This window comes from Acinetobacter sp. WCHA39, assembly GCF_002165385.1.
GTDB lineage: Bacteria > Pseudomonadota > Gammaproteobacteria > Pseudomonadales > Moraxellaceae > Acinetobacter.
Genome location: NZ_NHRP01000014.1, coordinates 58004 through 83111 on the forward strand (window position 1 = coordinate 58004; position 25108 = coordinate 83111).

General features: G+C 39.1%; 22 protein-coding genes. 14 read left to right on the forward strand and 8 right to left on the reverse strand.

Going from position 1 to position 25108, the window contains the following annotated elements:
* Positions 1-1046 precede the first annotated feature (1046 nt).
* Entirely contained in the window at positions 1047-3245 is a 2199-nt protein-coding gene (locus tag CDG56_RS08915) for a hypothetical protein (protein WP_087547639.1), read from the forward strand.
* Between the two features lie 322 nt (positions 3246-3567).
* A complete protein-coding gene (locus CDG56_RS08920; RefSeq protein ID WP_087547640.1) occupies positions 3568-4506 on the forward strand; it encodes an inovirus-type Gp2 protein in 939 nt (312 codons plus the stop codon).
* Between the two features lie 21 nt (positions 4507-4527).
* On the opposite strand, the gene CDG56_RS08925 is transcribed toward CDG56_RS08920, so the two are convergent.
* From CDG56_RS08925 to CDG56_RS17455, 7 genes are all read right to left on the reverse strand, one after another.
* Positions 4528-5013, reverse strand: a complete 486-nt coding sequence (locus tag CDG56_RS08925; RefSeq protein ID WP_227519057.1) for a hypothetical protein — start codon at positions 5011-5013, stop codon at positions 4528-4530.
* A 185-nt stretch (positions 5014-5198) separates the two neighbouring features.
* On the reverse strand, positions 5199-5804 hold the full coding sequence (locus tag CDG56_RS08930) for a hypothetical protein (RefSeq protein ID WP_087547642.1): 606 nt from the start codon (positions 5802-5804) through the stop codon (positions 5199-5201).
* 51 nt (positions 5805-5855) lie between these two features.
* The gene (locus CDG56_RS08935; RefSeq protein WP_087547643.1) at positions 5856-6275 is read right to left on the reverse strand and encodes a hypothetical protein; all 420 of its coding nucleotides are present in this window, start codon (positions 6273-6275) and stop codon (positions 5856-5858) included.
* 20 nt (positions 6276-6295) lie between these two features.
* Positions 6296-6718 carry a hypothetical protein gene (locus CDG56_RS08940; protein ID WP_087547644.1) on the reverse strand — a complete coding sequence of 141 codons (423 nt, stop codon included), beginning with the start codon at positions 6716-6718 and terminating at the stop codon, positions 6296-6298.
* A 72-nt stretch (positions 6719-6790) separates the two neighbouring features.
* On the reverse strand, positions 6791-6940 hold the full coding sequence (locus CDG56_RS17070; protein WP_171295134.1) for a hypothetical protein: 150 nt from the start codon (positions 6938-6940) through the stop codon (positions 6791-6793).
* Between the two features lie 19 nt (positions 6941-6959).
* Entirely contained in the window at positions 6960-7232 is a 273-nt protein-coding gene (locus CDG56_RS08945; protein WP_087547645.1) for a hypothetical protein, read from the reverse strand.
* Positions 7233-7283: 51 nt separating this feature from the next.
* Entirely contained in the window at positions 7284-7418 is a 135-nt protein-coding gene (locus CDG56_RS17455; RefSeq protein WP_264754483.1) for a hypothetical protein, read from the reverse strand.
* 569 nt (positions 7419-7987) lie between these two features.
* On the opposite strand from CDG56_RS17455, the gene CDG56_RS08950 reads away from it, so the two are divergent.
* The 7 genes from CDG56_RS08950 (at position 7988) to CDG56_RS08980 (ending at position 13744) form a co-directional block, all read left to right on the forward strand.
* Positions 7988-8221, forward strand: coding sequence for a hypothetical protein (locus CDG56_RS08950; protein WP_087547646.1), 234 nt, complete (start codon positions 7988-7990; stop codon positions 8219-8221).
* Between the two features lie 39 nt (positions 8222-8260).
* Positions 8261-9310 carry a DUF932 domain-containing protein gene (locus CDG56_RS08955; RefSeq protein WP_087547647.1) on the forward strand — a complete coding sequence of 350 codons (1050 nt, stop codon included), beginning with the start codon at positions 8261-8263 and terminating at the stop codon, positions 9308-9310.
* 161 nt (positions 9311-9471) lie between these two features.
* A complete protein-coding gene (locus CDG56_RS08960) occupies positions 9472-10623 on the forward strand; it encodes a YqaJ viral recombinase family protein (protein ID WP_087547648.1) in 1152 nt (383 codons plus the stop codon).
* A gap of 233 nt (positions 10624-10856) precedes the next feature.
* The gene (locus CDG56_RS08965; RefSeq protein WP_087547649.1) at positions 10857-11759 is read left to right on the forward strand and encodes a hydrolase or metal-binding protein; all 903 of its coding nucleotides are present in this window, start codon (positions 10857-10859) and stop codon (positions 11757-11759) included.
* Between the two features lie 89 nt (positions 11760-11848).
* Positions 11849-12079 (forward strand): helix-turn-helix transcriptional regulator, encoded by a 231-nt coding sequence (locus CDG56_RS08970; protein WP_005193972.1) that lies wholly within the window; start codon positions 11849-11851, stop codon positions 12077-12079.
* 59 nt (positions 12080-12138) lie between these two features.
* A complete protein-coding gene (locus tag CDG56_RS08975; protein ID WP_087547650.1) occupies positions 12139-12726 on the forward strand; it encodes a class I SAM-dependent methyltransferase in 588 nt (195 codons plus the stop codon).
* A 7-nt stretch (positions 12727-12733) separates the two neighbouring features.
* On the forward strand, positions 12734-13744 hold the full coding sequence (locus CDG56_RS08980; protein WP_087547651.1) for an HNH endonuclease: 1011 nt from the start codon (positions 12734-12736) through the stop codon (positions 13742-13744).
* Positions 13745-13760: 16 nt separating this feature from the next.
* Here CDG56_RS08980 and CDG56_RS08985 read toward each other — a convergent pair whose 3' ends face one another.
* Positions 13761-14606: a TIGR02391 family protein gene (locus CDG56_RS08985; protein WP_087547652.1), complete on the reverse strand. Its 846-nt coding sequence runs from the start codon at positions 14604-14606 to the stop codon at positions 13761-13763.
* Between the two features lie 246 nt (positions 14607-14852).
* Between CDG56_RS08985 and CDG56_RS08990 the strand changes: the two genes are divergently transcribed.
* The 5 genes from CDG56_RS08990 (at position 14853) to CDG56_RS09015 (ending at position 25100) form a co-directional block, all read left to right on the forward strand.
* On the forward strand, positions 14853-17129 hold the full coding sequence (locus CDG56_RS08990; RefSeq protein ID WP_087547653.1) for a type I restriction-modification system subunit M: 2277 nt from the start codon (positions 14853-14855) through the stop codon (positions 17127-17129).
* Positions 17129-18493 carry a restriction endonuclease subunit S gene (locus CDG56_RS08995; protein WP_087547654.1) on the forward strand — a complete coding sequence of 455 codons (1365 nt, stop codon included), beginning with the start codon at positions 17129-17131 and terminating at the stop codon, positions 18491-18493. The genes CDG56_RS08990 and CDG56_RS08995 overlap by 1 nt, the downstream gene beginning before the upstream one ends.
* Before the next feature lie 214 nt (positions 18494-18707).
* Complete coding sequence (locus CDG56_RS09005; protein ID WP_087547656.1) at positions 18708-19625, forward strand: Abi family protein; 918 nt, start codon at positions 18708-18710, stop codon at positions 19623-19625.
* A 36-nt stretch (positions 19626-19661) separates the two neighbouring features.
* Complete coding sequence (locus tag CDG56_RS09010; RefSeq protein WP_087547657.1) at positions 19662-22922, forward strand: type I restriction endonuclease subunit R; 3261 nt, start codon at positions 19662-19664, stop codon at positions 22920-22922.
* Positions 22923-22952: 30 nt separating this feature from the next.
* Positions 22953-25100: an McrB family protein gene (locus CDG56_RS09015; RefSeq protein ID WP_087547658.1), complete on the forward strand. Its 2148-nt coding sequence runs from the start codon at positions 22953-22955 to the stop codon at positions 25098-25100.
* Positions 25101-25108: the final 8 nt, after the last annotated feature.

Below are 25108 nucleotides of genomic sequence, written 5' to 3' on the forward strand. Positions count from 1 at the left end.
ATATTGTATTATAAGAAAGTAAAATTAGCTATATGGCTAATTTAATTAATTGATCTACTATAAATAAGAAATATTTCTATTGTAGGTATGGATATGCACTGTAGTAAAAACTCAGATAATTTACTTGAGCTATGTCTACGAATTGCTATAAGGGCTGAATTGGTTTTCATTACTGGTTACGAGGTACAACAGCTTTGGATGTAGAAATAACTTTTCCTTGCCAACAGCGATTTCTTCTAGTACTCCTAACTCTTAGGGGGTCATGTCGATAAAAATAAAAAACCTCGACATAAGAATTAGAATGTGTCGATGTTTTAAACATGATTAGGGTACTAGGTAAAAGTGAATTGCTGTGAATAATTCGCTCTATTGGGCAAGCCCTATCAGGTGGTTTTGGGGATTTAATTCGCCTAAAAAACGTTCAATTAGCAGGTGGCCGATCGGTGTTTCTGTTGTTGTGAAATTATGAAATGACATACCATAAAAGCACTAAAATGGCTAAATAATAATCTGGATAAGTTAGAGGGATTAACTTCCAATACATTTTTAAATTTTATAGTTATATAAGAAAAATAATTAATTTTTAAAATTAGAATAATAAATTCTTATAAATGATCTTTCTAACCCCCATAAGGTCTTTAGCTTTTTATCACTCAAATACCCATTGCATAGAAAAGATAGCTTTGAGTATTTATAGATAATTCTAAGTTTTGAACTAATTCCTATAAATAATTTTAAGTAAAAAGAAAGTAATTTTTCTTGATTCATAAAGTTTTCCTGTCTTCCATACGCCATGTCCAATTTCATCATATGCCATCTTTACGCTGACATCAGAATTTTAGTTGACTCCCTAGGTAGGTCTTTACATGTAGTGGGAATATTGAGATTTGATCCTGGTTTGATCAATTTAAGTTGAAAATGAGCTTGGATTTATACGTTTTAAAGTATAAATTAATAATTTATATATTTTGGATTAATTTAAAATTATTATTGGATTAATAGTTTTTAATTTTAAATTATATTGCTTTAATAATTGGGGTTTATGTATGAATTTAGATGAAAAAATAATATTAGATGATTTATATTTTTTTTCACTATTAAGATTTAAATATATGGCATCTCTTTGTTATTGCCTAGAGTATCAGTGGGACAATTTTTCGTGCCCAAACGAGCTTATCGTTTTTTTAGAAGCTATTCGTAGAATTGAAAGAAATTATGATCTCAAGGCAGAATATGAAAATATTGGCGATGAATGGTTCAAGGAATTTAATTTACTTACTTTAGTTGAAAAAAAGGTGATAAATCACCTTATGTTAAATTCACAAGAGAGAGGAGTTTGTATTCAATACAGTGGGTATCAAATTATTCGACAGCTGTTCATAAAATATAGAATTTTTCAGGAAAGCCATGGTTTTATACTCTGGCATTTGTTCCTCAAAAAAGATTCATTTTATAGCGAAATGATTGAGGGCTTTAATAGATTAAAGCAGAGTGGTGATAGCGGGGTTATTCACCGTATCCAAAAAGCTTGTCGTGATATGGAAAAACTATTCTATCGCTATGGTCAGTTGGAAGTGATTAGCATAAATTTCCACTTTCCAAATCATAGTGTTGATGAAGTTGGTTATGACCGATTTATTAGAAACATTAAACCCATTCTAGAGAAAGTTCAGTTAAGTCTACATGGTGACCAGCGATTGGTGAAAGGGTATTTTAAGCTTGAAGATGATGGGCAATATGGTTTGCGTTATAGCTGTATTTTAATTTATCCAAAGGAAGCCAAAGTCACTAAGCAAGTTATAGAAAATCAATTAAAACCGCTAATAGAAATGACTAATGTAAGAATGGATGATTGGGGGCGGACTGTCGATCAAATCGCAGGTAAGCGTGTATCAGGTGCAATTGAGCATCTTGAGGACTTACACAATTTTTGCCATTGGCATTTAGGGTTTTATTACCTGTATGATTTTTATTTTAGTTTAAACCCAGTTGTTCAGAATCGATATGCTCTAAAAATTAATCATATTGAAAGCCATGAGTGGAATATTGATTTACTGGTTACTCAAGAGGATTCTGATAGGGAGCGAGTGATTCAATACCACACGCTACAGAACTATAGTGCTGACAGCAATGTGGTCTGGAAAGTGGATCATTTGCCAGAAGCATATATTCAAAAGCACCAATATCTTGAAGTCTTTGTCAATGAGATTGATCTCTCAGGTCGAGATCTGGATAGTAAGCGAGTTCTACAGTATTTAGAAATTTTTAACGATACACTTTTACATTCAGACGAACCTTTTTTCAAATTTGACATTGCAGTGACCACAAAAAAGAAGAATCAAATTCGTGTGACCCGTTTAGGAAATCAATTCCTATTCTTATATAAATACTTTAAGCAGAGAAATATCTCTATTGAAAACATACAGATGTATAACACACAACGGGGTGGTGTGCTATCCCAACTACTCTCTAGCAATTTATGGCATAAGGTACTTAGTGTTCAGGAGCCAGAGGCTCAGTATGAAACGCATAGCATTTTTCTTAACCAAAAGAAATTGAGCTATTTCAATGATGTCTTGAGAAATAGTGGCCTGATTGCTGCAAAGGAAAGGTTTGGTGGTCGTGAAATCAGCTACGCTGAAACTGACTCTGAGGCAAAGAAAAAATCAACTGAAAAGAGAAACATTTTATATTTTATAAAGCAAACTGAAGCGACCACAAGTTATGTGAAAAGCCTATTTAAGCATGATAGTTTTGTCACTCGTGTTCAGTTTTATTGCACATCATTAAAAGATTTAGACTTCTTCTCAAAGAATCTAACGGAGTTCTTACGAGTCTATAAGCGGAAGCCCTTATTGAAAGGGTTAAAAGGTTATTTCTTAGTTTGGCTGTTGGGCAATGATGGATTACCATTTGTAGATATGATTTTTATCTTAGAATACAGTAAGAATTATGAAAATAAAGAATTTATCATTCAGTTGGATAAAGAATGGAAAGCATTTAATCAGGGTAAGGTAAAATTAGAAACTGTTATTGCCCCACAGGTTAGAGAGGATACTGATTTATCATTTATCATACCCTCATTAAGGCAGCGCTTTGTTGCAGTAGAGGCTTCTGATCGAAAACTAAAGCAAGATATTTATCATACTATTGTTCCTTTTTTTACTTTTCGACACTTTTTCCTTGCGGTTAATGTGAATAAGAAAAAACTGTTTTCTAAGGGTTCAGCGATCAAGTCCAAGTAGCTGATTGATACGTAACTTTAGCTTACAGGGTAATTTATGGTTTTGCCGTTGTGGTGGTGGATTCGGTGATCGGGCTGCCGCCACTTCATCGTGGGTCTATATGCTCAGGTGAGCAGGTTATTAATATTATGAATATATAACTAATCTTATATTCATCTATATTTCTATATACATATTCTTAGTATCTATATCTAAGATTATTGATATTAATCAATAGACTAAGATCATATCGCTACGATGATCTTTACTCATATCCATCTCACAATAAGTAAATTATCACATGAGTCTGTTTAGTATGATTCAATCATCCTAGAGAACTTTCATGTTAGATTTCAATACAATACTACTTAATCCATCTTATGTCTTAACAGCAATTGATCACTTAATGTATCAAGTCTATAACGACCAGATCAGCAATGAACACTTAAAGTATGCCTTGGTTGATTTAGTACCCGCATTTAAAGTGTTCTATCGAAATGATTTAAGCTATGTTCCAAGTATTCAAGGATTTACGAATATCATTGCTGCAATAGATGAAATGCTTTCGTTCCAATCCTATGACCAGATGATTCATTTCAGTGATGAGGATATGTCATACCTCAGAATCATATTTCGTGAGAGTCTGCATGGTATGCAGGAATACATTGGTCAGCATCAGAATCAAGAGGAAAGAAATCGGAAACGTTTACAGCAGTACTTAACGGATTTAACTCAGCATTATTCCAAGTTGTTGTTTGTTCGTGTTGATTTGGGTTATTTAAAAGAAGAACAGTATCAAGTGGATGTCGGTGTCTTTCAACAGCACATGGATACCTTTAGAAGCCGTTTAGCCAATCAGGACGGTTGTTTTAGTGACCTACAGGGTTATGCGTGGGCACTGGAAGAGGGTGCGACCAAAGGTTTGCATGCACATGTGTTACTGATCTATGATGGGCATAAACACCAGCAGGGTTATGGCTTAGCCAAGTTGGTTGGAGAGGCTTGGCTGGAAATCACAGGGTGCAGTGGTATGTACTTTAACTGCCATGATACTGACTACATCAGGAAGTTTGAGCGAGAGGGTACGCTAGGTATTGGTATGATTCATCGTGACAATCCCCAGCAGGTGATCAATGCCATTAACGCAGCCATGTACTTGGTGAATCCTGAAAAGGAGTTTCAGTACCTACGATCCAAGATATGGAGAATGCGAACTTTTGGTATTGCGCAATTTGAACGATCTAATCGACGACTATCAAAGTGTGATAGAGAAGTGGTGTAGTCATCACTTCTCTTTTAATGTTCATTGTCCATTCATATTAAAGGTATATTCACCATTGGCGGTGGTTAAGGTGACTTCACGAATATTCTGTGGATCACAACGGATAAATACCCCAGCCACCGTGCCATAACCCATGTTCTGGTAATGATCGGCAGTTCCTGTAGGGCAGTTGCCACGGTTGATTTTAATGCCAGTAATTGTCGTACTGGCGTCATTGAGGGAAATGATTTCAAGCTTATGGATTACGGTTGGGCCGAAATGCTGTGTTGCATCTGAGCCTGTTATGGTTCGTATACGAATCTCAAACTGTTCATTGGCAGAGGGCGTTTCCTGCTGTGCGGCCTGTTCCACCGCAGCCTGTTCGGTGTCCTGTAGCTCGCTAATAAATCCACGAATCTCTTCTAAGTCACCACCACCTGTTTTCAGCATGTCATAATAGGCACGGGCCAGTTTCTCCTGTACAGGTGGAATATCTGGATTGTCCTTGTATTCTGCCAGTTCATCCATCAGTTGCTGGCGGTCTGGGTCGATGGCCTTGGTTTCACTGGCTGCCTGAGTTTCGGTGGAGTTCTTGGCGTTTTGCGATGCAGTGTTCTTGTTACAGCCGAATAATATGAATGAACTGCAAGCCAGGATCAGTAATTGGGTTTTCATGGTTTTTTTCCTGTATGGGTGGCCATCACTGGCCTGAATTATTCTTCCATTGGCCTGTGTGATAACTGACCCTGTACTGTAGATAAGGTGACATTATTGATCTGAGTGGCGGTACAGTTTTCGAGGGCAAGGTCGAATACCATGCCGTAATGCACCCGTTGTGGAAACTTGACGGTGTAGGGTTCTACACCTGCAATCTTGCAATCGCCCTGATTAATTTTGACAGCATCAATCACATCATTATTTGTTTCTGCAACAATGCGCAGATGCGTTCCAGCCAGTCCTGTACTTGCGATAATCTTGTATATCGGAACAAATCCCTCGGGTCTGAACTGAACCTCTACCGTTTCCCCAGGCAACAGCCGTCTTTTGAGTTGGGGCGATGGAATGGCAATATTGTCTGATCCCGTATAAATACTGTCTGGATCATATTGGTCATGGGCAATTGCGGCAGCCTCAGCCTTTTGTTCTGTGGCTGCATCCAAAGGCCAGTCAGCTTTTTCTGAGGTGTCGCCTTGTGGTTTGAGGTCAGCCAAATCCATATTGGCAACATCGGTTGCGGGTTCTGTGGATTCTCCGACAGGTTTCTTATTGCAGGCGGTGAGGCTGGATAAAATCACAGCCGTGAGTATGAGTCTTTTCATGATGGGAAGTCCCTTTTAAATCGATGATGGATGTGTGGGGCAATGTCCCTGTCACTGAGGATCAAACTGGGTACGCTGTACATATTTCAGAACGGTTAAACCCTTGACGTACATCCACCTGTCATTAAAGTTCTCCGCATTGTAGTCAAACAGATGGTAGGCAAACTCATCAATGTCCCTGAGCTTCTGTTCATTCAGGCCTTTGTCACCCTCCCTGAGAATTGCATTCAGGTCAGCACTGTAAATGTAGTAGCGCAGGGGATCATCCTTGGGAATCACCTGCCATTGTTTGCTGATTGCTACAAAGGCATTACAGTTCTGATTACCATCACAACGTCTAATCGCAGGTGCGGATGCGGGATCATTGATCAGTGCCATCACTTGATTCATGTCAGCATGGCTGAGGCTGGTAAATGACAGGCAGCCTGTCACCGCAGTGCATTGCAGCAATGCCTTGATTGAATGATTCATTTATTTATTCCTTATTTTTATTATTTCTGACCACGGTCAATGTAGTGCAGAACTGCTAAGCCTTTCACAAAGATCAGAAAGTCAGCATCATTACGGGCTTTTTCTTTAAAGGTAAAAGCACCTGCCTCCAGAATCTGGTAGGCACGATCTTGCTGTGGCGGAGCAAAGTCACGGTTTAAACCATCTCCATCATTGTCTTCAATAAAACTTCTCAGGTTATAACCATCCAGTTTGTAGTTCTTTGGAATCACCTGCCATTCCTTGGACAGGGCATAAAAGGCATTACAGTTGACGTTGCCCTTGCAACGGGTCACTTTAGGTGCACTGGCGGGATTGTTATAAAACTGGTTCATGCTTTTTGCATCGGCATGACTCAGGCTGGTGAATGACATGCAGGCTGCAACCGCACTGCACTGTAGAATGGCTTTGATGATGTTGTTCATTGTATTAAATCCTGATTATTGTTATTAACCGTAGGGTTGAGATGGGCATCATCAACCCTGATGGGGTTGTCATTAGTTAAACATTGAGATCGGCCAGACGATGGCCTTACCCAAGTTGTAGGTATAAGGACGATCTGAGGTATCACTGCAACCCTTGAGGTAAACTGAGAACAGCAGGGCAATCACGACATAGATGCCGATGAGGTAATGTTTGGCTTGCATGAGAAATATCCTTAATCAGTTATTGGCATTGCTGCATGGCAGAAACGATGGCACGGTCAAAATCAGGTGGTAAATCCATATCCATCGGGGTCATCTTGCCAATGCGCTGCATTTGCTCTTCTGAATAACGCTTTTCCAGTTGGTCATAGACACAGGAACAGGTAGAGCTGTCCGCACCTCCCATTTCACAGCCTTTTTTAAATTCTTTTTTGGTTGCACTGTCACAGCCTGTAAGGGCAAACAGACACAATAAAACCCCACCCATGATCATTGTACGATTGGTTGTAAACATTTCCTTTCACCTTGATATTGTTATAACTTTTAGGAAGACTTGGTTCTGGTGCTATTTGTCGTTGGACTTGTTGTCCCAGCCTGCAAGAGCCATCAGGAACATAATGGCGAGCAGCATCAGGACAAAGCTCGGCCCGACCATGACAATAAAGCCAATGACCAGAATCAACTGAGCAATCAGTTTCATGCCTGAAACTCCTGATTAACCACAATGCAGTGGCAAACGGGATCAGTCCGTGCGTGGAAAGGCACTGATGTGATCAGGCAAGCTGTGATAACAGAGAGATAAGGGTGGGGCGTGATTGGAAATAAAGAAAACAGTCATGATTGACTCCTTTGGCTGCGAAAGAAGTTTCACCACATCACTGCTAAATAATGGTGGCGAAACGAAAAGGGGTTAGCAGACTGATAGCCAAAGGATCAGCACACCCTAAGGTGTCCCCCTCCCGTTCCGCCGCAGAGGGGGAGACGCAGGGTCGCCCACCAAAAAGATAGACTTTTTAGTGTGCTTTGGCTGAACGGTCTGCTAAAACCGACTGACCATGAGGGTCAGCAAGCTCATCATAATCATAACGATTTCATAGGTCAATTCGATTTTGTCCTGATGTTTTGTACAACTCAGTAAAAAATGAGCAGGCATACGATTCCAAAATATTTCAAATACATATTACTGAAATGAACTAACGCCAAGCACTGACTCTATGGTCTTTGCAACAACGTTTTAAATACTCATTTCTTAACTATTGGAGAAATTCCATGTCGTATCTGGATACAGAAGAAGAACCGTATAACCCTCGCTTTCGAGAACCCCAACCCCTGCAACTCAGCCTTGCCAGCGCACCGACCACTTTGGCAATGCTCGGCATGAACCTCGCCAAGTCGATGGGCTTTTCACCGATGATCGGTGGCGTGGCAGGTGCAGCTTTGGGTGGGGTGATTCTGGTACTGGCCGATCAAACCCGTTCCAGCATCAGCACGCATAAATACTGAACAAGACATCATTTACAGCAGAATTAAAGGACACATCTTATGGCACATTTAGTTGAAACAATGGCATTCGTTGGGCAAACCCCTTGGCATGGACTCGGCAACCAACTCACCCCAAACCAACCGATTGAGGTCTGGGCACAGCAGGCAGGCATGGACTGGCGGATTGAATCTTCCGATGTCAGTTATATGGCACAGAATCATCGGGGGCAGAACATCATTATGCCCTTTGAAGAACAACGGGTTTTATATCGCTCCGATACCCACGCACCCTTGTCGGTGGTGAGCCAACGCTTTCAGGAAGTCCAGCCTAGAGAAATATTACATTTCTACCGTGACCTGACTGAACAATCAGGCTTTGAACTGGAAACAGCAGGGGTACTTAAAGGCGGTAAGAAATTCTGGGCACTGGCACGGACAGGGCAAAGCGCAGCCTTAAAAGGAAAAGATGTCAGCAATGGCTATATTCTTTTAGCTACTGCTTGCGATGGCACATTAGCCACCACGGCACAATTTACCAGTATTCGGGTGGTGTGTAACAACACTTTGGCAATCGCTTTACGTGGACAGCAAGGCAATAGTGGTGTGGTCAAAGTGCCACATAGCACCCGATTCGATGCGGATCGGGTCAAACGGCAACTGGGGATTTCAGTCCGTGCATGGGATGAACACATGTATGAAATGAAGCAACTGAGTCAGCGTAAAGTCACTCAGCAAGAAGCAGCAGCCTACTTCGATGCAGTGTTTAACAATACCAATCTCAGTATGGCGGAACAGGATGAAGGTATTATTCAGTACTACCGCAATGCAGCGATGCCGAATCAAATAAACCCATCCAAAGCCGACAATAAAACTGAACCGAATGGACGAGCAATGTCAAAAGTCATGACCATGTTTAACGGACATGGACGTGGGGCAGAACTGAGTTCCGCTAAAGATACGGCGTATGGTTTGCTATGCAGCATCACCGAGTTTTGTGACCATGAACGTCGAGCCATGAGTATCGACCATCGACTAGATTCAGCTTGGTTTGGTGCAGGTGCAGCCATTAAACAACGAGGTGTGGAACAGGCATTAAGAATGGTGTCTTAATAAACCCTTTCATTATTCAGTTTTATTTAAGAAAACTATCTTATTTTAACCATCAGGTAAAACCTGAACCGCAGAACCCTTTCGCCACGTCTCCCCCGACGTGGCTTTTTTTATGCCCGAAATTCAGCTTTTACACTTTTATCGATACAGGAATATTTCTAATGAATAGTCATACTCAAATTCAAAACACCTTAAACAATCCACCGTTACAGCCGTATTCACCCAACCTGAATCCAACCACTCAAAACTCATCGACTCAACAGGTTGAAGTCGGAACTCGAACCAAACGAGACCGACCGAATACGCAGCCACGCAAAACCAAAACACCTGTAGCAAAACGACTTGCCAACACCAAACAGATGAATTACCAGCAATGGCTGGAAGTCAGAAAACAGGGCATTGGCAGTAGTGATGCCGCCACCGCCTGTGGACTGAATCCGTATATGTCGATGCTGGAACTGTGGATGATCAAGACAGGGCGGATGCAACAAAATATCGAGGATGAAAGCGTAGGCTATGCACCGTTGTACTGGGGCAAGCAGCTAGAACCGTTGGTGGCTGAATACTACAGCATGCACACCAATAATAAGGTGCGTCGAGTCAATGCAGTGTTACAACACCCCGATGAAGACAAACACTTTATGTTGGCAAATCTGGATTATGCCGTGGTGGGCAATGATGAAGTGCAGATTCTGGAATGTAAAACGGTGGGGGAATATGGCTCAAAACTATGGCGAGATGGCGTACCTTTATATGTGTTGTGTCAGGTGCAGCATCAATTGGCAGTAACAGGAAAGCAGGCAGCACATATTTGTGCCTTGATCTGTGGGCATGAAACCCGAATTTTTAAGGTAACCAGAAATGAAACGGTGATCAAATATCTCATCAATGCGGAACGCTATTTCTGGGAATGTGTAGAAAAGGATATTCCACCTGATGTGGATGCCTCTGAATCGGCAGCCAAAGCTTTACAATTGTTATATCCAGCCCATGTTCCACTCAGTACGACGGATTTATCTGAAGACCCAAAAGCCAATCAGGACTTTGAGCAATTGTTAAAACAACGTCATCTGATCGAACAGCACCAAGCCAGCTTTGACCAGCTTAAGCATCAAATCCAAGCCAAGATGCAGGATGCAGAACGAGCGACTTTTAAAACAGGGTCTGTTACTTGGAAGAAATCCAAGGATTCAGTCGGTCTGGACAGTAAAGCCTTGTTGCAACAGCATCCTGAGTTCCTGCAACAGTTCCCACAGAACAAGCAGGGCACACGGCGTTTTCAGATTTATGCGGATGATGATCAGTCTAAATAAATTAGCCTAAGCCGAATCCACAAACATTCCCACAAAAATCCATCCAACCCATCAAATCCCCAATTCATCAAAAAAGCGCAAAACAGCCCCCGCTCCCCATAAGCACGTTGAGGAAACGTACCTATAGAGAGCAAATGGACTGCCTTGCGAGATTTATATGCATTTCAAAAAATGACTGCTTCTTACTCATATCAAAGGGGCATCAGTCAAAAATTACCGAAGAGGAATCCAACATGATTAAAGGTTTAGCAATCACACCACCCGTTTTAGGTCGTATCAGCATCGGTAAGATCGTGGAAAAGAATGGAAAACGTCTGCCTGAAAAGGACGATCAATTTACGATTACCAGTCAAATCCAGAACAAGGATGGTTGGGTCAAACATCCACTGGATGAACAACTCCGTGCCAAAGCACCGAACCAAAACCAAAAGCTCAGAACCATACCAGTCCGCATGATTTTTAATGATCCTGAGTTGAACCTACGGGCAGAGTACAGCCTATTTGACCGACAAACAGGACGGCTAATCTGCTCGGGCAATGGGGAAACCTGTCAGCGACTTGGACAAAACGGCGTTGAACAACATTCATGCCCATCACCTGATTTATGTCCATTGGCACAAGGTGGATTATGTAAACCCTATGGACGACTCTATGTCAACCTAGATGAATCAGATGAGTTCGGTACATTTATCTTTAGGACTACTGGCTTTAACAGTATCCGCACCTTGGCAGCACGGCTCAGTTACTATCATGCAGCATCGGGTGACCTGCTTTCATGCTTGCCTTTGCAACTTACTTTACGAGGCAAAAGCACCACGCAAAGTTATCGTACTCCGATCTATTACGTGGATTTAACTTTACGTGATGGGATCAACCTGCAAGAGGCAATTAAATCAGCCAAGCAGATTGATGAAGTGAGTAAGGCAGCAGGGTTTTATCAGGAGGCATTGGATCATGTGGCACGGCAGGGCTATGGCAATGCCAGCTTTGAGGTGGGTGGTGAAGAGGGTTTGGATATTGTTGAGGAGTTTTACTCAGATGAATCCAAACAAGAATCATCTCAGCCACCGCATGACCTAACTCATGTTCAGGATATTCAGAAAGGGTTGCAGCAGTCGGTGCAGGCTTTGAATTGATTGCGTGGGAAGCCAAAAGTTTTTTCTTACGGAGCGCTCTATCATTTGAGCGAATTGCCGCTCGCATCAATGATCAGGAGAAAAACATCATGAATGCGTTCACAGGTCAAACTTTTCAAATGAATCAAATCATTAATATCAAGCATGTCGTTGAATTTACTGCTCTGAGCAAGTCAAAAATCTATGAGATGATCAACAAGAAATCAAAGTATTATGATCCGACATTTCCTCAACCTATACGCTTAACAGAGATGCGTATCGGCTGGTCTGCTTGGGAGATCCATCAGTGGATTGAATCTAAGATGGAAGAACGAGAGTAATGGGAGCTTTTGCTCCCTTATTTTTTTGGTAGAATCGAAAAAAATTACTCATGTTATAAATGAAACAAACTTTAGATTATTACGATATCAATGCATTAGGGTTCTTCGAGTCTACATTCAAAGTAGATATGGAGAGTCTATACCAACCATTTTTACGCTATCTATCAGACAAGGCTTTTATACTTGATTTAGGTTGTGGTTCAGGTAGGGATACCTTGGCTTTTAAGAATAAAGGTTATCAGGTAGCAGCAACAGATTATTCAAAAGAACTGGTTGATAAGGCAAGCCGTTTAACTGGAATTGAGGTGCGTTTTGAAAGCTTTTACGAATTAGCTGAGCTAAACCAGTATGATGGTATTTGGGCATGTGCTTCACTATTACATTGTGAAAGAGAACGCTTGCCTGAGGTACTGGAAAAAATACTAAAAGCATTAAAAGTGAATGGTATCTGCTATATGTCATTTAAATATGGCGTGGGAGATCGTTATAAGGATGGAAGACAATTTACAGATATGGATGAATCACAGGCACAGATCCTGTTAAAAAAATTTGATAATATTTTACTGTTACAACAATGGATTACCATTGATAAGCGTCCCGATCATCATGAAGATTGGCTTAATATCGTATTTCAAAAACAAAATTGAAAAAATAATGTCAGTATCTATACCTACACCACAGCAGCAACTCAGGTTTCTGAAACAGATCCAGCAAATTTTGCATTCAGGAAGTTTTTCTTCGACTTATAAATTTGCTTTGTTGATGAGTCTTTCTCGCTTAGCGATTGAGCAAGGAGATGATACTGGGGAAAGCTTAACGTTAGACTATTCGGATATTGCAGAGAAATTCATAGATTTATACTGGAAGCAGACTCTTCCATTTCATTTTAATGAAAATGAACCGTTCCTATTACAGCAGAATAATGGCAAGCAAGCAGGAATTATTAGCTTAATTCAAACTGCCCAACAAAGTTATAAATCCCTTGCCTTAGCCAGACGAGATCATGTCTACTGGCTGCAATTGAAAAAGAAAGTGGCAGATATCGTAAAGAAGATGCCTGTAACTTACCTACAAAATTTGAAAGGTCAAAATGTTGAGTTTTTATATTGTTTAGAAGATTCTCGAAAACAACTTATACTTCTACCAAATGTCATGTATTGCTTGCGTCAGTTTAGCGAAATCATTGAGGAGTTATGTCAGAAAAAGTGGGTTGATTTTGTAAGGTTAAATAAAGGTAATTTATTGGTTCTTGATGGCTTACCTGATTTGGCAACATTCATGTTTGAGCCAAGTCGAAATCAGCTTCGACAAGTAGGGGCATTTCTAGTTGACCTACAGGCATGTAAGTGTTTTTACTGCCAAAAGCCAATTAAGCAAAATAAATGGACCGTAGACCATTTCATACCTTGGGCGATGTATCCAGCAGATACAGGTCATAATTTTGTGCTTGCAGATGAAAAATGCAACTCAGCTAAAAGTGATTTCTTGGCGTCAGAAGAGTTTTTGTTGCAGTGGCAAGAACGCAATCACCACTTTGATAACTTGATTACAGACGAGCTATCAAAGCTGGGTTTTCTGACCAATATTGAAAGATCACATGGTGTTGCAAGCTGGGCATATCGGCAGGCAAAAGAGAATGGATACCTAGTGTGGAATCCATTCTAAACGAATCTGATGTATTTTAGGTATCAGTATTACTTAAATTATCTATTGCTTCTGATTCCAAGATAAAAAGCTCATTAATTAATAAAAACTCCCTATACATTTGTATTTTATTTTCAATGCTTTCTCTATGTGCTCTAGCATTGCGAAAAGCTTGATATGTTCCAATAAATAAATTGGCTCTTCCAACGATTTCAGCTTTATCAGGGACATTCCAAGTCAATGGCGAGGTTGATAATGTAAATGCTTGAGAGAAAAGTTTGGAGTTACTTTCTTTAATGCCTGTTCTAGTCCTGACAATATCTTCAAGTCGTTTATATGCTTTCAATAAAGCCGCATCAGGGTCTGATCTGAACAATAATGCTAAGTCAAATATGCGATCATCTAAAATTGCATAAGGAAGTTCCAAAGGGTAGTAAGACTGGAGAGTCCTAACTTTATTCAATTGTTCCTGAAAGGGATAAATATAGTCAGCTAATCGTAGTGGTCTTATGGCAGGTGTTTTAAAAAATGTATTTATATCTTGATCACTTAGAATAGCCTGATTCAATTTGTTTAATAATTTTGATGTGATATTTATTTCTTCAACTTCAATTTGATGTTTCTCTAAAAGAACAAGTGCCTTAGCTAAACCTTTTGGCCCTTCGCCTGGATAGCCAGAAGTAAATCCAGATCTGATAACATAAAAATTTTCACGATGATCTTGAATTACAAATCCATGATAATTATCGCAGGACAGTAATAGTGCAAACTCTAATTCTGAGTGTGTTTGTAGCAAATTAGCCAAAGCTATTATGCAATCCTGAGTAACTCCATTGTCACCTAGGTACTGAATTTGATGATAATTTTGTGTTTTGAATAGCACTCTTTATTTTCCTATTTTTATATATCAGTTACTAATAGTTGACATGTCGAAGTTTAGTTTTTCATCATTTTTGAAGTTAATGATAAATATATAAATTTCTATTTTTAATAAGACTTAGAAAGCCGATTTTAATTAAAATTAATCAACTTTTATCTTATTCTACGGCTGGTAAAACCCATTGTAAATCAGGCACAATTAGCCGCATAAATTTTAAGTTTCAAGCTGTAAAGCAAGCGGTATATTTCAATGACAAATAACAATTTTTCTCAAGTTGCAGCTTTCATTTGGTCAGTCGCAGACCTACTTCGTGGTGACTTTAAGCAATCTCAATACGGACGTGTGATTTTACCATTCACTTTACTACGTCGTTTAGAGTGTGTCTTTGAGCCAAGCAAAGCTAAAGTGCTTGAAGCGAATGAAAAAGTGAAGGCGCTGCCTTTGCCAGAAGAAGCAAAAGAAAAAATGTTATTGAAAGCGACTGAAAGTTTGTCATTTTTTAATACTTCAGAGCTTGATTTAAGTAGCCTCGGGCAAAAAAATATTCGAGCCAATCTGAGTAATTACATCCAGCAATTTTCAAAAGATGCGCGTGAAATCTTTGAACACTTTAAGTTTGATGAGTTCACAGGCTTATTGGACGATGCCAACCTACTTTATAAAGTCGTGCAAAAATTTGCGAGCACGGATTTAAGTCCACAAAGTATTTCTAACCATGACATGGGTTTGGTATTTGAGGAACTGATTCGTCGTTTCGCTGAAAGCTCAAATGAAACCGCAGGGGAACACTTTACCCCACGAGATATTGTACGACTCACTACTGGACTCATTTTTAGCCAAGATGATGATGCCTTAAACAAAGAAGGCGTGATTCGAACCATTTATGATCCTACTGCTGGGACAGGCGGTTTCCTATCATCAGGTACTGAATATGTGTATGAGCATAATCCAGAAGCCGTGATGCGTGTGTTTGGTCAGGAATTGAACCCAGAATCCTACGCTATTTGTAAAGCGGATATGTTGATTAAAGGGCAGGATGTCAGCCGTATCAAGTTAGGCAATACATTGTCTAATGACCAGCTTGCCTATGAAAAGTTTGATTATATGCTGTCCAATCCACCATTTGGTGTGGACTGGAAAAAAATCGAACAAGAGATTAAAGACGAACACGAACAAAAGGGCTTTAATGGTCGTTTTGGTGCAGGCTTGCCGCGTGTCTCTGATGGCTCACTATTATTCCTGATGCATTTGATCAGTAAAATGCGTGATATTGATGGCACAGGTCAAGGCAGTCGTATTGGTATTATTCTAAACGGTTCACCGTTGTTTACGGGTAGTGCAGGCAGTGGTGAAAGTGAAATCCGCCGTTATATTTTAGAAGCGGATTTACTCGAAGCGATTATCGCACTACCAACGGATATGTTCTATAACACAGGCATTGCGACCTATGTTTGGGTACTGAGCAATAAGAAAGATGCTGAACGTAAAGGCAAAGTGCATTTAATTAATGCGTCGAACCTCAGTTCGAAAATGCGTAAGTCACTTGGCTCGAAGCGTAACTATCTGACTGATGCAGAAATTAAGACCATTACCCAAAACTATGGTGCATTTGAAGCGGTAGATACGCTGACTTTGGATGGTGAAAGTGAACAGCAAAAACCATTCTCAAGCAAAATTTTTAACAGCTATGAATTTGGTTACCGTCGCGTCACCATTGAACGTCCACTACGTTTATCTGCTCAATTGTCTGATGAACGAATTGCGAGTTTACGTTTTGCACCAAAGCCGTTTAATACGGTGATGCAGAAAATTTACGATGATTACGGCACTGATTGGACTGACACGAACTATGGTCAGTTGAGTGATGATCAACAGATTGAAATTCGTGCATTGATCAAAGCGGAATTTAGTGAACTGAAAGAAAAAGACATTAAAACCGTACTTGAACCAAAACTTTGGTTAGAGCAACGCGCTTTAATGCGTAAGGCAGAAGCCTTACAAGCCAAGATTGGTACTGCACAGCATGACGATTTTAACGCCTTTGATGAGCTGCTCAAACAGGCTTTAAAAGACATTAGCATTAAACTTGAAGCCAAAGAGAAAAAGCAATTTCTTGATGCGGTGACTTGGAAAAATCCTGAAGCTGAACCTGTTATTAATAAAGTCATTAAAGCGAAAGAAAATCCGCTGTATGGTCAGTTTAGCTACCAAGGCAAAGTGGTTGAGTTTGTACAGGATGGTGACTTGCGTGATGCGGAAAATATTGCGCTTGACCCAAGCCAAAACACCACCAATTTAATTGAGTCTTACTTTAAGCGTGAAGTACAACCACATGTGCCAGATGCGTGGATCAATGCGGATAAACGTGATGCACAAGATGCTGAAATTGGCATAGTCGGTTATGAGATTCCATTTAACCGTCATTTTTATGTCTATGAACCGCCACGTGATTTAAGCGAGATTGATGCAGATTTGGATGCGGTAAGCCGTGAAATTATGGCACTTCTGCAAGAGGTACATTCTTAATGGCAAAGTATCAGAAATATATTGAGTATAAAGATTCGGGTGTGGAGTGGTTAGAACAAGTTCCTAAAGATTGGGAAATCATTAAGATTAAGCATCTAAGTTCAGTAAAACGTGGAGCTAGCCCAAGACCAATTGATGATCCTAAATATTTTGATGATAGTGGGGAATATGCGTGGGTCAGAATTGCGGATGTTTCAGCTTCTGATACTTACCTTTTACATACCACTCAAACCATGTCTGAGTTAGGTAGTTCTTTAAGTGTTAAATTAGAACCAAATCAATTATTTTTAAGTATTGCTGGTACAGTTGGAAAGCCATGTATTAATAGGATTAAGGCATGTATTCACGATGGTTTTGTTTATTTTCCTGAGCTAAAGATTCCTAATAAATTTCTATTTTACGTGTTTGCAGGAGAACAGGCTTATAAAGGGCTTGGGAAAATGGGAACACAACTGAATTTAAATACTGACACAGTAGGTGATATTAAAATTGCTTTACCTAAGTCGATTGAAGGTATTCAGCAAGTTATTAATTTCCTCGACTATGAAACAGCACAAATTGACACCTTAATTGCCAAACAAGAAAAACTGATTGAACTACTGAAAGAAAAACGCCAAGCGGTAATTAGTCGTGCAGTGACCAAAGGTTTAAATCCTAATGTACCGATGAAAAATTCAGGTGTGGAATGGTTGGGGAAAGTGCCTGAGCATTGGCATACAACTAGAATTAAATACGTTGCAGAACTCACACCAAAGAAAAGTGAAGTATTAAATACAGATAACCGTCTTTGTACATTCGTGCCAATGGAGAAGTTAAAACTTGGTAGGCTCATTAAAGATGAGGAAAAACCAATTTCTGAAGTGATTGGGGGTTATACATATTTCAAAGATGGTGACTTATTGCTAGCTAAAGTTACACCATGTTTTGAAAATAAAAATATGGTCGTAGCAAGTGGTTTAAAAAATGGGATTGGTTTTGGTTCTTCCGAAATATATGTATTAAGAACGAATAACAGTATTAGCAATCAATTCTTATATTATCGTTTGCAAGAAGAACAATTTATGGAGTTAGGTACAGGAGCAATGACAGGTGCAGGCGGATTAAAACGTGTACCATCAGAGTTCTTGAATAACTTTATTTTTGCTCTACCTCCTTTAGAAGAACAATTCACAATCGCAGAATATTTAGATCGATATTTATTAAAAAGTGAATATCTGATGAATCAGGCTAAATCAGCCATTCAACTCATGCAAGAACGCCGTACAGCACTTATCTCAGCAGCTGTGACAGGTAAAATTGATGTCCGTGATTGGCAAAATCCGAATAAAAATAATAATCAAGATAATATGGAGTTAAGTGCATGATGCTCTCCATGTGTTCTATACAAATCTGTTCGCAAATGCGAACAAAAAGCCATTGCATAAAAATGCACAAAGTTGCACAATATGCCCAACAACACCCGACAAGGCTATGCAAGCAATTGTATCCTCAAATTGTCGGGTTACTTTTTTCTAGCCTTTATAAAAATAATAATCACTTGAGTTCTATACAGTTGCCTCAGTTGATAGGGCATGCTGTATGAAACCATTCAATAAATCCCCCAAAACATTTTCCGAGCAACTCGAGATTTTAAAATCTCGTGGTATGGTTGTTAATGACGAACAAAAAGCAATTTTCCATTTAGCTCAAGTCAATTACTATCGTTTGGGTGCTTATTGGCTACCCTTTGAACAGACTCATTCACCCCATTGTTTTAAAGAAAATACCTATTTTGAACAGGTGTGGGAGCTTTATGTTTTCGACCGTGAACTCAGACTATTGGTACTCGATGCAATCGAACGGATTGAAGTAGCAATTCGTACCCAATTTGCCTATGAACTGGCGCATCAGCATGGCGCACATGCATTTATGCATCCGCAATATTTTAAAAACGAATACAAATGGTCGAAATTGCTCGAGGGATTACAGGGAGAAATTGACCGAGCCGATGAAGTATTTATAGAACACTATCAACGTACTTATGATGAACCTGAGTTGCCACCAATTTGGGCAGTGTGCGAAGTGATGAGCTTTGGGCAACTTTCTAAATGGTATCAGTTGCTTGCACCAAGACATACTCGAAAAGCAATATCAGGTCACTTTGATTGTGCAGAGATGCAATTTGAAGGTTTATTACACCATCTCGTATATTTGCGAAATACTTGCGCGCATCACTCACGGCTATGGAATCGTAAATTTACCAAAACCATTGCGAAACCTCGAAACAAACCTTTGGGCTTAGCGCAGCAGTGCAATTTTGATCAAACGACTTCGGCAGATCGTAAATTGTATAATAGCTTGGTTTTTCTACTGTACTTTATGGATAAAATTACGCTACAACATACATGGCGTCAGCGTTTGATTGATCTTTTGTTGTCGCATAATAACATATCAAAAGCATTTATGGGCTTTCCTGAAGATTGGCAAACTTATCCAATCTGGCAGATTAAAAAATAGAAAAGATATTTAGAATTTAAAGGGGTGACGGGAAAAATGAGATCGGATGTAACGTTAGAAACGGTTTTCCAACAAGACATTATTACGCAAATGCAAAGCCACGGTTGGCAGGTCGGTTCACCGCAAGGCTATCACCGTGAAAAAGCCTTATATGAACAAGATGTTCTGGATTTTGTACAAAAGACTCAAGACAAAGAATGGCAGAAATTTAAAAGCATTTTCCCCAATGATACTGAACGCCATTTTTTAGATACTGTGGTGGCGCAGCTTAAAAAGGCGAATATTAATGCCACCGATATTGAATCTCGTAGTTATGGGACTTTGGGTGTATTACGTCATGGGCTAAAAACCCGTGGTACACGTTTTTCATTTTGCCAGTTTAAACCTGAACATGGTCTAAACCCTGAACTCAATGAAATTTACAAACAGAATATTTGTCGTGTTGTACCTGAGTTGGTGTATAGCCCATATGCCAACAAAGCTGAGCTTGAAGCAACAGGTAAACAAGCAAAAAAATGGCGCATCGACTTAGTGCTGTTTATTAATGGTTTTCCTGTGGCAACGCTGGAACTCAAGTCAGAGTTTAAACAAGCCGTGCAAAATGCCATGGCACAGTACAAAAAAACACGCCTGCCAAAAGACCCTGAAACCAATAAACCAGAACCGTTACTGACCTTTAAACGTGGTGCATTGGTGCATTTTGCGGTGAGTCAGTATGAAGTCTATATGGCAACCCATCTCAATGGCGACAACACCTATTTCTTGCCCTTTAACAAAGGCACCAAAGAACAGGGTGCAGGCAATGATGTGCCTGAAGATGTGAATGAATACGCCACAGGTTATTTGTGGAATGAAGTTCTAACCCCAGACAGCTTACTGAATATTATTGGTAATTTTATTCACTTACAGATTGAAGAAAAAGAAGACTGGGAAGGGCGTAAATATAAAAAAGAAAGCCTGATTTTCCCACGTTATCACCAATGGAAAGTCGTGACCAAACTGGTTGAAGATTCTTTGGCAGAAGGAACGGGTCAAAAATATTTGATTCAGCATAGTGCAGGTTCAGGCAAGTCCAACTCAATTGCATGGACAGCACACCAACTGTCTAGCTTATACGATGCCAACAATAACAAGATGTTTGATTCTGTGATTGTAGTCACTGACCGAACCATTCTGGATGCACAACTACAAGATACGATTTATCAGTTTGAGCATGCCGATGGTGTGGTTGGACGGATTAATAATAAAGAGGGTGATGGCTCTAAATCTGAAAAATTGGCAAAAGCATTGGAAATGGCACAGCCGATTATTATTGTCACCATTCAGACATTCCCTCATGTGCTCAAAGCAATTGAAAACAGTACCAGTTTAAAAGAACGTAAATATGCGGTCATTGCCGATGAAGCACATTCTTCGCAAAGTGGCTCAACGGCACGACAGCTCAAAGAAACGCTGATGCTTGATGAGCGTGATGAAGATGATCAGCTCACGTCAGAAGATATATTAGATGCGGTCATGGCTTCACGTAAAGGGAGTGATAATTTAAGTTTTTACGCCTTTACTGCAACACCAAAAGATAAAACACTACAGTTATTTGGTCGTTTGCCGAATCCTGATTTACCACCATCCAAGACCAATAAGCCTGAAGCCTATCATGTCTATTCAATGCGCCAAGCGATTGAAGAAGGCTTTATTTTAGATGTCCTAAAAAATTACACCAACTATAAAGTGATTTATAAACTGAAACAAAAGATTGAGGAAAAAGACGATCAGGTCGATGCCAAAAAAGCCAAGATTAAGCTTAATCAATGGGTGCGACTACATGACCACAACATCTCGCAAAAAGTACGCGTGATTATTGAGCATTTTAAAAAGAATGTGATGGGCTTATTGGGTGGTCAAGCAAAAGCCATGGTGGTGACCAGTTCACGTAAAGAAGCGGTACGCTACAAACAGGCCTTTGATAAATATGTGGCAGAGCAAAACTATGCCAATATTCAGGCGATGGTGGCATTTTCAGGTGAAGTCGAATTTGCTGATCATGATGCGGATAGCGGTCATTTGGTTGGGCAGAAGTTTACTGAAAGTAATATGAATCCGAACTTGAAAGGGCGTGAAATGCGTAAGGCATTTGATAGCGATGACTTTCAAGTGATGATCGTTGCCAATAAATTTCAAACAGGTTTCGACCAACCAAAATTGTGTGCTATGTACGTCGATAAAAAACTCGGTGGTGTTGAGTGTGTGCAAACCTTATCCCGTTTAAACCGAACTTATCCTGGCAAAGCTGAATCAGGCACATTTGTTCTAGATTTCTTCAACGAACCACAAGAAATTTTGGATGCATTCCAGCCCTACTACCAAACAGCAGAGCTGGCAGATGTCTCTAATCCTGACATCGTGTATGACTTGGTTGAGAAACTTAAATCAGCACGTATTTTTCTCATGACCGAAGTTGAGCAATTTGTTGAGGCTTTCTATAGCAAAAACAAATCTAATGCAGCACTTGCCAATATCTGTAAACCAGCGATGCAACGTTGGCAGCAACGCTATTCTCAAGCAATCAATGATTATGACGTGACCAAGAATCGTTTGGAAATTACCAAACGAACAGGTGAGCCTGTGTTGATTGCAAATGCTGAAAATGAATTTGCAGAAGCGAAAAAGGCACGTGATGCACTAGAAATCTTTAAAAAGGATTTAGGTAGTTTTAGTCGTTTTTATGAGTTTATGTCACAAATTGTGGAATATGATGATAAAGAACTCGAAAAAATCAGTTTGTTTGCTCGTAGTTTACGTCCTCTATTGCGTGAGCAAGCAGCGGAGGAAGATGTGATTGATTTAAGTAATGTCTCAATGAGTCATTATCGGCTCTCTAAAATCCGCCAGCAGGATATCCAACTGAAAGCGGATAGTGCTGAGCATAAATTAGAACCAGCCAATGATCTGGGTTCGGCAAAAGCAAAAAATAAACAAGAAGATTTTTTATCGGTCATCTTACAGCGTGTAAATGATATTTTTATTACCGATAAGCTGACAGATCAGGACATGATTAATTATGTCTACACAGTGGCAGACAAGATGTCTGAAAACGCCAAGATGATGAAGCAGATTCAAAACAATACCCGTGAACAAGCGATGTTGGGTGAGTTTGATAGTGCTTTAGATGATGCGGTACTCGATAGTAACGCAGCTCACATCGAACAGATGACTCAATTGATGAGTGATCCAGCCAAGATGAAGCAGTTTGCCAATATTATTTATGATGTGTTGGTAAGCCAGCAAAAAACAAGATGATAATAGATAAAGCATAAGGTTATTTAATTCATGGAATTAGAAGAGTTTAAGCAAAAATTTAATTTGCCTCGTATTAGTGAGTATGTTGCACTTTTATCTCAAGAACAAAAAAAATGGTTCTGGGAGTTGTTATCGGAAATTAAGCAAGTATTTCCTGAAATAGATATTTATCATGCAGGTTCATCTAAATATGGATATTTAGGGTTTGGAAGAAAGAAGATTCAAGCGAAGAGAGTTGAAGATTTCTTATTTGTACTTCATTTGGAAAAGAATGGAAATTTTATACTGTACATTACAGATCAAACATATAGATTATTACATGTTGATGAGGATGTCCTACCACAAGGATATGATCAATCTGTACAAAAAGAATTAAATTTGAAGGACTGGCTAGATCAGGTAAAGACATTCACTGAGGAGTTAGACTTAGATTATTCAGGTGAAGATTTATACCCTGTAAATTATGAAGTAGAAGACTATTTTACAACTTTAGAAGCTTACAATTTTTTAAAAACAAAATATCAGAAAACTAAGGAAGCAACCAAGAAAATAGTTGGATTTAGAAATAATTCTAATAGAGAGTTAGCTTTGATTTTAGAAAATTCTAAACCTTCTTTGTTTTTAGGTGTAGACCCAGAAGACAACCAATACTTTCAATTTAAGTTTATTGATAATAATTCGAAAATATTCGGTAAATATGATGAAAACGAAGGGCGTCATGATGGTTTGAAGTCTCATGCTCCTAGTTTGTATAAGGGTAATAAAGCATATTACATTGAGATAAATAGTTTAAGTGATTTAGAAAAATTTTGTGAATGGTATGAATTGGCTATACAGAATTCATTAACTAATAGTCATCCAAAGGAAGATAAGGAAATGCCAGATCAAATCATTGTACAACCATTAAATCGTATCTTATTTGGTGCTGCTGGTACTGGTAAAACTTTTAATACAATCAATCACGCACTTTCGATTATTGAAGATAAGTCCCTAGAAGATTTGGAAAAAGAAGAGCGTGAAGACCTAAAAAACAGATTTGATGAGTATAAGAATAAAGGACAGATTAAGTTTGTAACTTTTCATCAAAGCTTTAGTTATGAGGATTTTGTGGAAGGCATTCGAGCTGAAACTAATGATCAAGGTAACTTACGTTATGAGGTGAAATCAGGCATATTTAAAGAAATTTGTGAATTAACCAAAACTACAGAATTTAGAAGTATATTGGGTAAAGAGTTTGGACGGGGTTATATATTGCAGGCAGTTAGTTCTGATGTCTTGACTGTAAAAAAACCAAATGGAAATTTGATTCACTTATCTGTAGATTTAGCCAATTTATTATTAGAAAGTGTAGCTGAAGAAAAAATTAGTATAGAAGATTTAAGTGAAAAAACAGCTCTAGATAAACTAGATAATAATCATGGATTGTTAGAACCATATATCGTTAATGGTTATAATTCTGTATGGGCTAATTTAATAAAATTGGTTTTAGAATTTAGGAATCAAAATAATCAACCTACTAAACCTCATGTTCTCATTATTGATGAAATCAACCGCGGTAATATTTCTCGTATTTTTGGAGAGCTAATTACTCTGATTGAAGCTACAAAGCGGGCAGGGGCAGATGAAGCACTTTCCGTAACTTTGCCTTACTCAAAAGAAGAATTTGCTGTACCTGATAATGTATACATTATTGGAACAATGAACTCTTCAGATCGATCACTAACAGGCTTAGATATAGCCTTGCGTCGTCGATTCACTTTTATTGAGATGCCACCTCAACCGAATTTATTGAAAGATATGAGTGTTGAGGGTGTCGATATTGAACGATTATTAACAGTCATCAACCAACGAATCGAAATCTTAATTGATCGAGATCATTGTATTGGTCACGCTAACTTTATGGTTTTGAAAGAACAACCGACACTTGAAAATTTAGCTCATATTTTTAAGCAAAAAATTATCCCTCAGCTTCAGGAGTATTTCTTTGATGACTGGGCAAAGATAAATTTAGTTTTAAATGGTAATGGAATGCTTAAGCCAAAACCTGTAGAAAAATCAGTAATATTTCCGAATGTAGATTCTGAAGATTTAGGATACTTTGAAGATAAAAAAACTTGGGAGTTGGTGCCGACATCATTTAAGTCGATTGCAAGTTTTGCAAAGATTATTCAGCATTGATAGGGGCA

Coding starts and splice junctions, on each gene's coding strand:
- CDG56_RS17455 (WP_264754483.1), bottom strand. CDS start 7,418: ATGAAACTGATTGCTCAGTTGATTCTGGTCATTGGCTTTATTGTCATG.
- CDG56_RS08975 (WP_087547650.1), top strand. CDS start 12,139: ATGAAACAAACTTTAGATTATTACGATATCAATGCATTAGGGTTCTTC.
- CDG56_RS08990 (WP_087547653.1), top strand. CDS start 14,853: ATGACAAATAACAATTTTTCTCAAGTTGCAGCTTTCATTTGGTCAGTC.
- CDG56_RS08950 (WP_087547646.1), top strand. CDS start 7,988: ATGTCGTATCTGGATACAGAAGAAGAACCGTATAACCCTCGCTTTCGA.
- CDG56_RS08970 (WP_005193972.1), top strand. CDS start 11,849: ATGAATGCGTTCACAGGTCAAACTTTTCAAATGAATCAAATCATTAAT.
- CDG56_RS09005 (WP_087547656.1), top strand. CDS start 18,708: ATGAAACCATTCAATAAATCCCCCAAAACATTTTCCGAGCAACTCGAG.
- CDG56_RS08965 (WP_087547649.1), top strand. CDS start 10,857: ATGATTAAAGGTTTAGCAATCACACCACCCGTTTTAGGTCGTATCAGC.
- CDG56_RS08940 (WP_087547644.1), bottom strand. CDS start 6,718: ATGAACAACATCATCAAAGCCATTCTACAGTGCAGTGCGGTTGCAGCC.
- CDG56_RS08980 (WP_087547651.1), top strand. CDS start 12,734: ATGTCAGTATCTATACCTACACCACAGCAGCAACTCAGGTTTCTGAAA.
- CDG56_RS08995 (WP_087547654.1), top strand. CDS start 17,129: ATGGCAAAGTATCAGAAATATATTGAGTATAAAGATTCGGGTGTGGAG.
- CDG56_RS08935 (WP_087547643.1), bottom strand. CDS start 6,275: ATGAATCATTCAATCAAGGCATTGCTGCAATGCACTGCGGTGACAGGC.
- CDG56_RS08930 (WP_087547642.1), bottom strand. CDS start 5,804: ATGAAAAGACTCATACTCACGGCTGTGATTTTATCCAGCCTCACCGCC.
- CDG56_RS08915 (WP_087547639.1), top strand. CDS start 1,047: ATGAATTTAGATGAAAAAATAATATTAGATGATTTATATTTTTTTTCA.
- CDG56_RS08955 (WP_087547647.1), top strand. CDS start 8,261: ATGGCACATTTAGTTGAAACAATGGCATTCGTTGGGCAAACCCCTTGG.
- CDG56_RS08945 (WP_087547645.1), bottom strand. CDS start 7,232: ATGTTTACAACCAATCGTACAATGATCATGGGTGGGGTTTTATTGTGT.
- CDG56_RS08925 (WP_227519057.1), bottom strand. CDS start 5,013: ATGGATGAACTGGCAGAATACAAGGACAATCCAGATATTCCACCTGTA.
- CDG56_RS08960 (WP_087547648.1), top strand. CDS start 9,472: ATGAATAGTCATACTCAAATTCAAAACACCTTAAACAATCCACCGTTA.
- CDG56_RS08920 (WP_087547640.1), top strand. CDS start 3,568: ATGTTAGATTTCAATACAATACTACTTAATCCATCTTATGTCTTAACA.
- CDG56_RS09010 (WP_087547657.1), top strand. CDS start 19,662: ATGAGATCGGATGTAACGTTAGAAACGGTTTTCCAACAAGACATTATT.
- CDG56_RS09015 (WP_087547658.1), top strand. CDS start 22,953: ATGGAATTAGAAGAGTTTAAGCAAAAATTTAATTTGCCTCGTATTAGT.
- CDG56_RS17070 (WP_171295134.1), bottom strand. CDS start 6,940: ATGCAAGCCAAACATTACCTCATCGGCATCTATGTCGTGATTGCCCTG.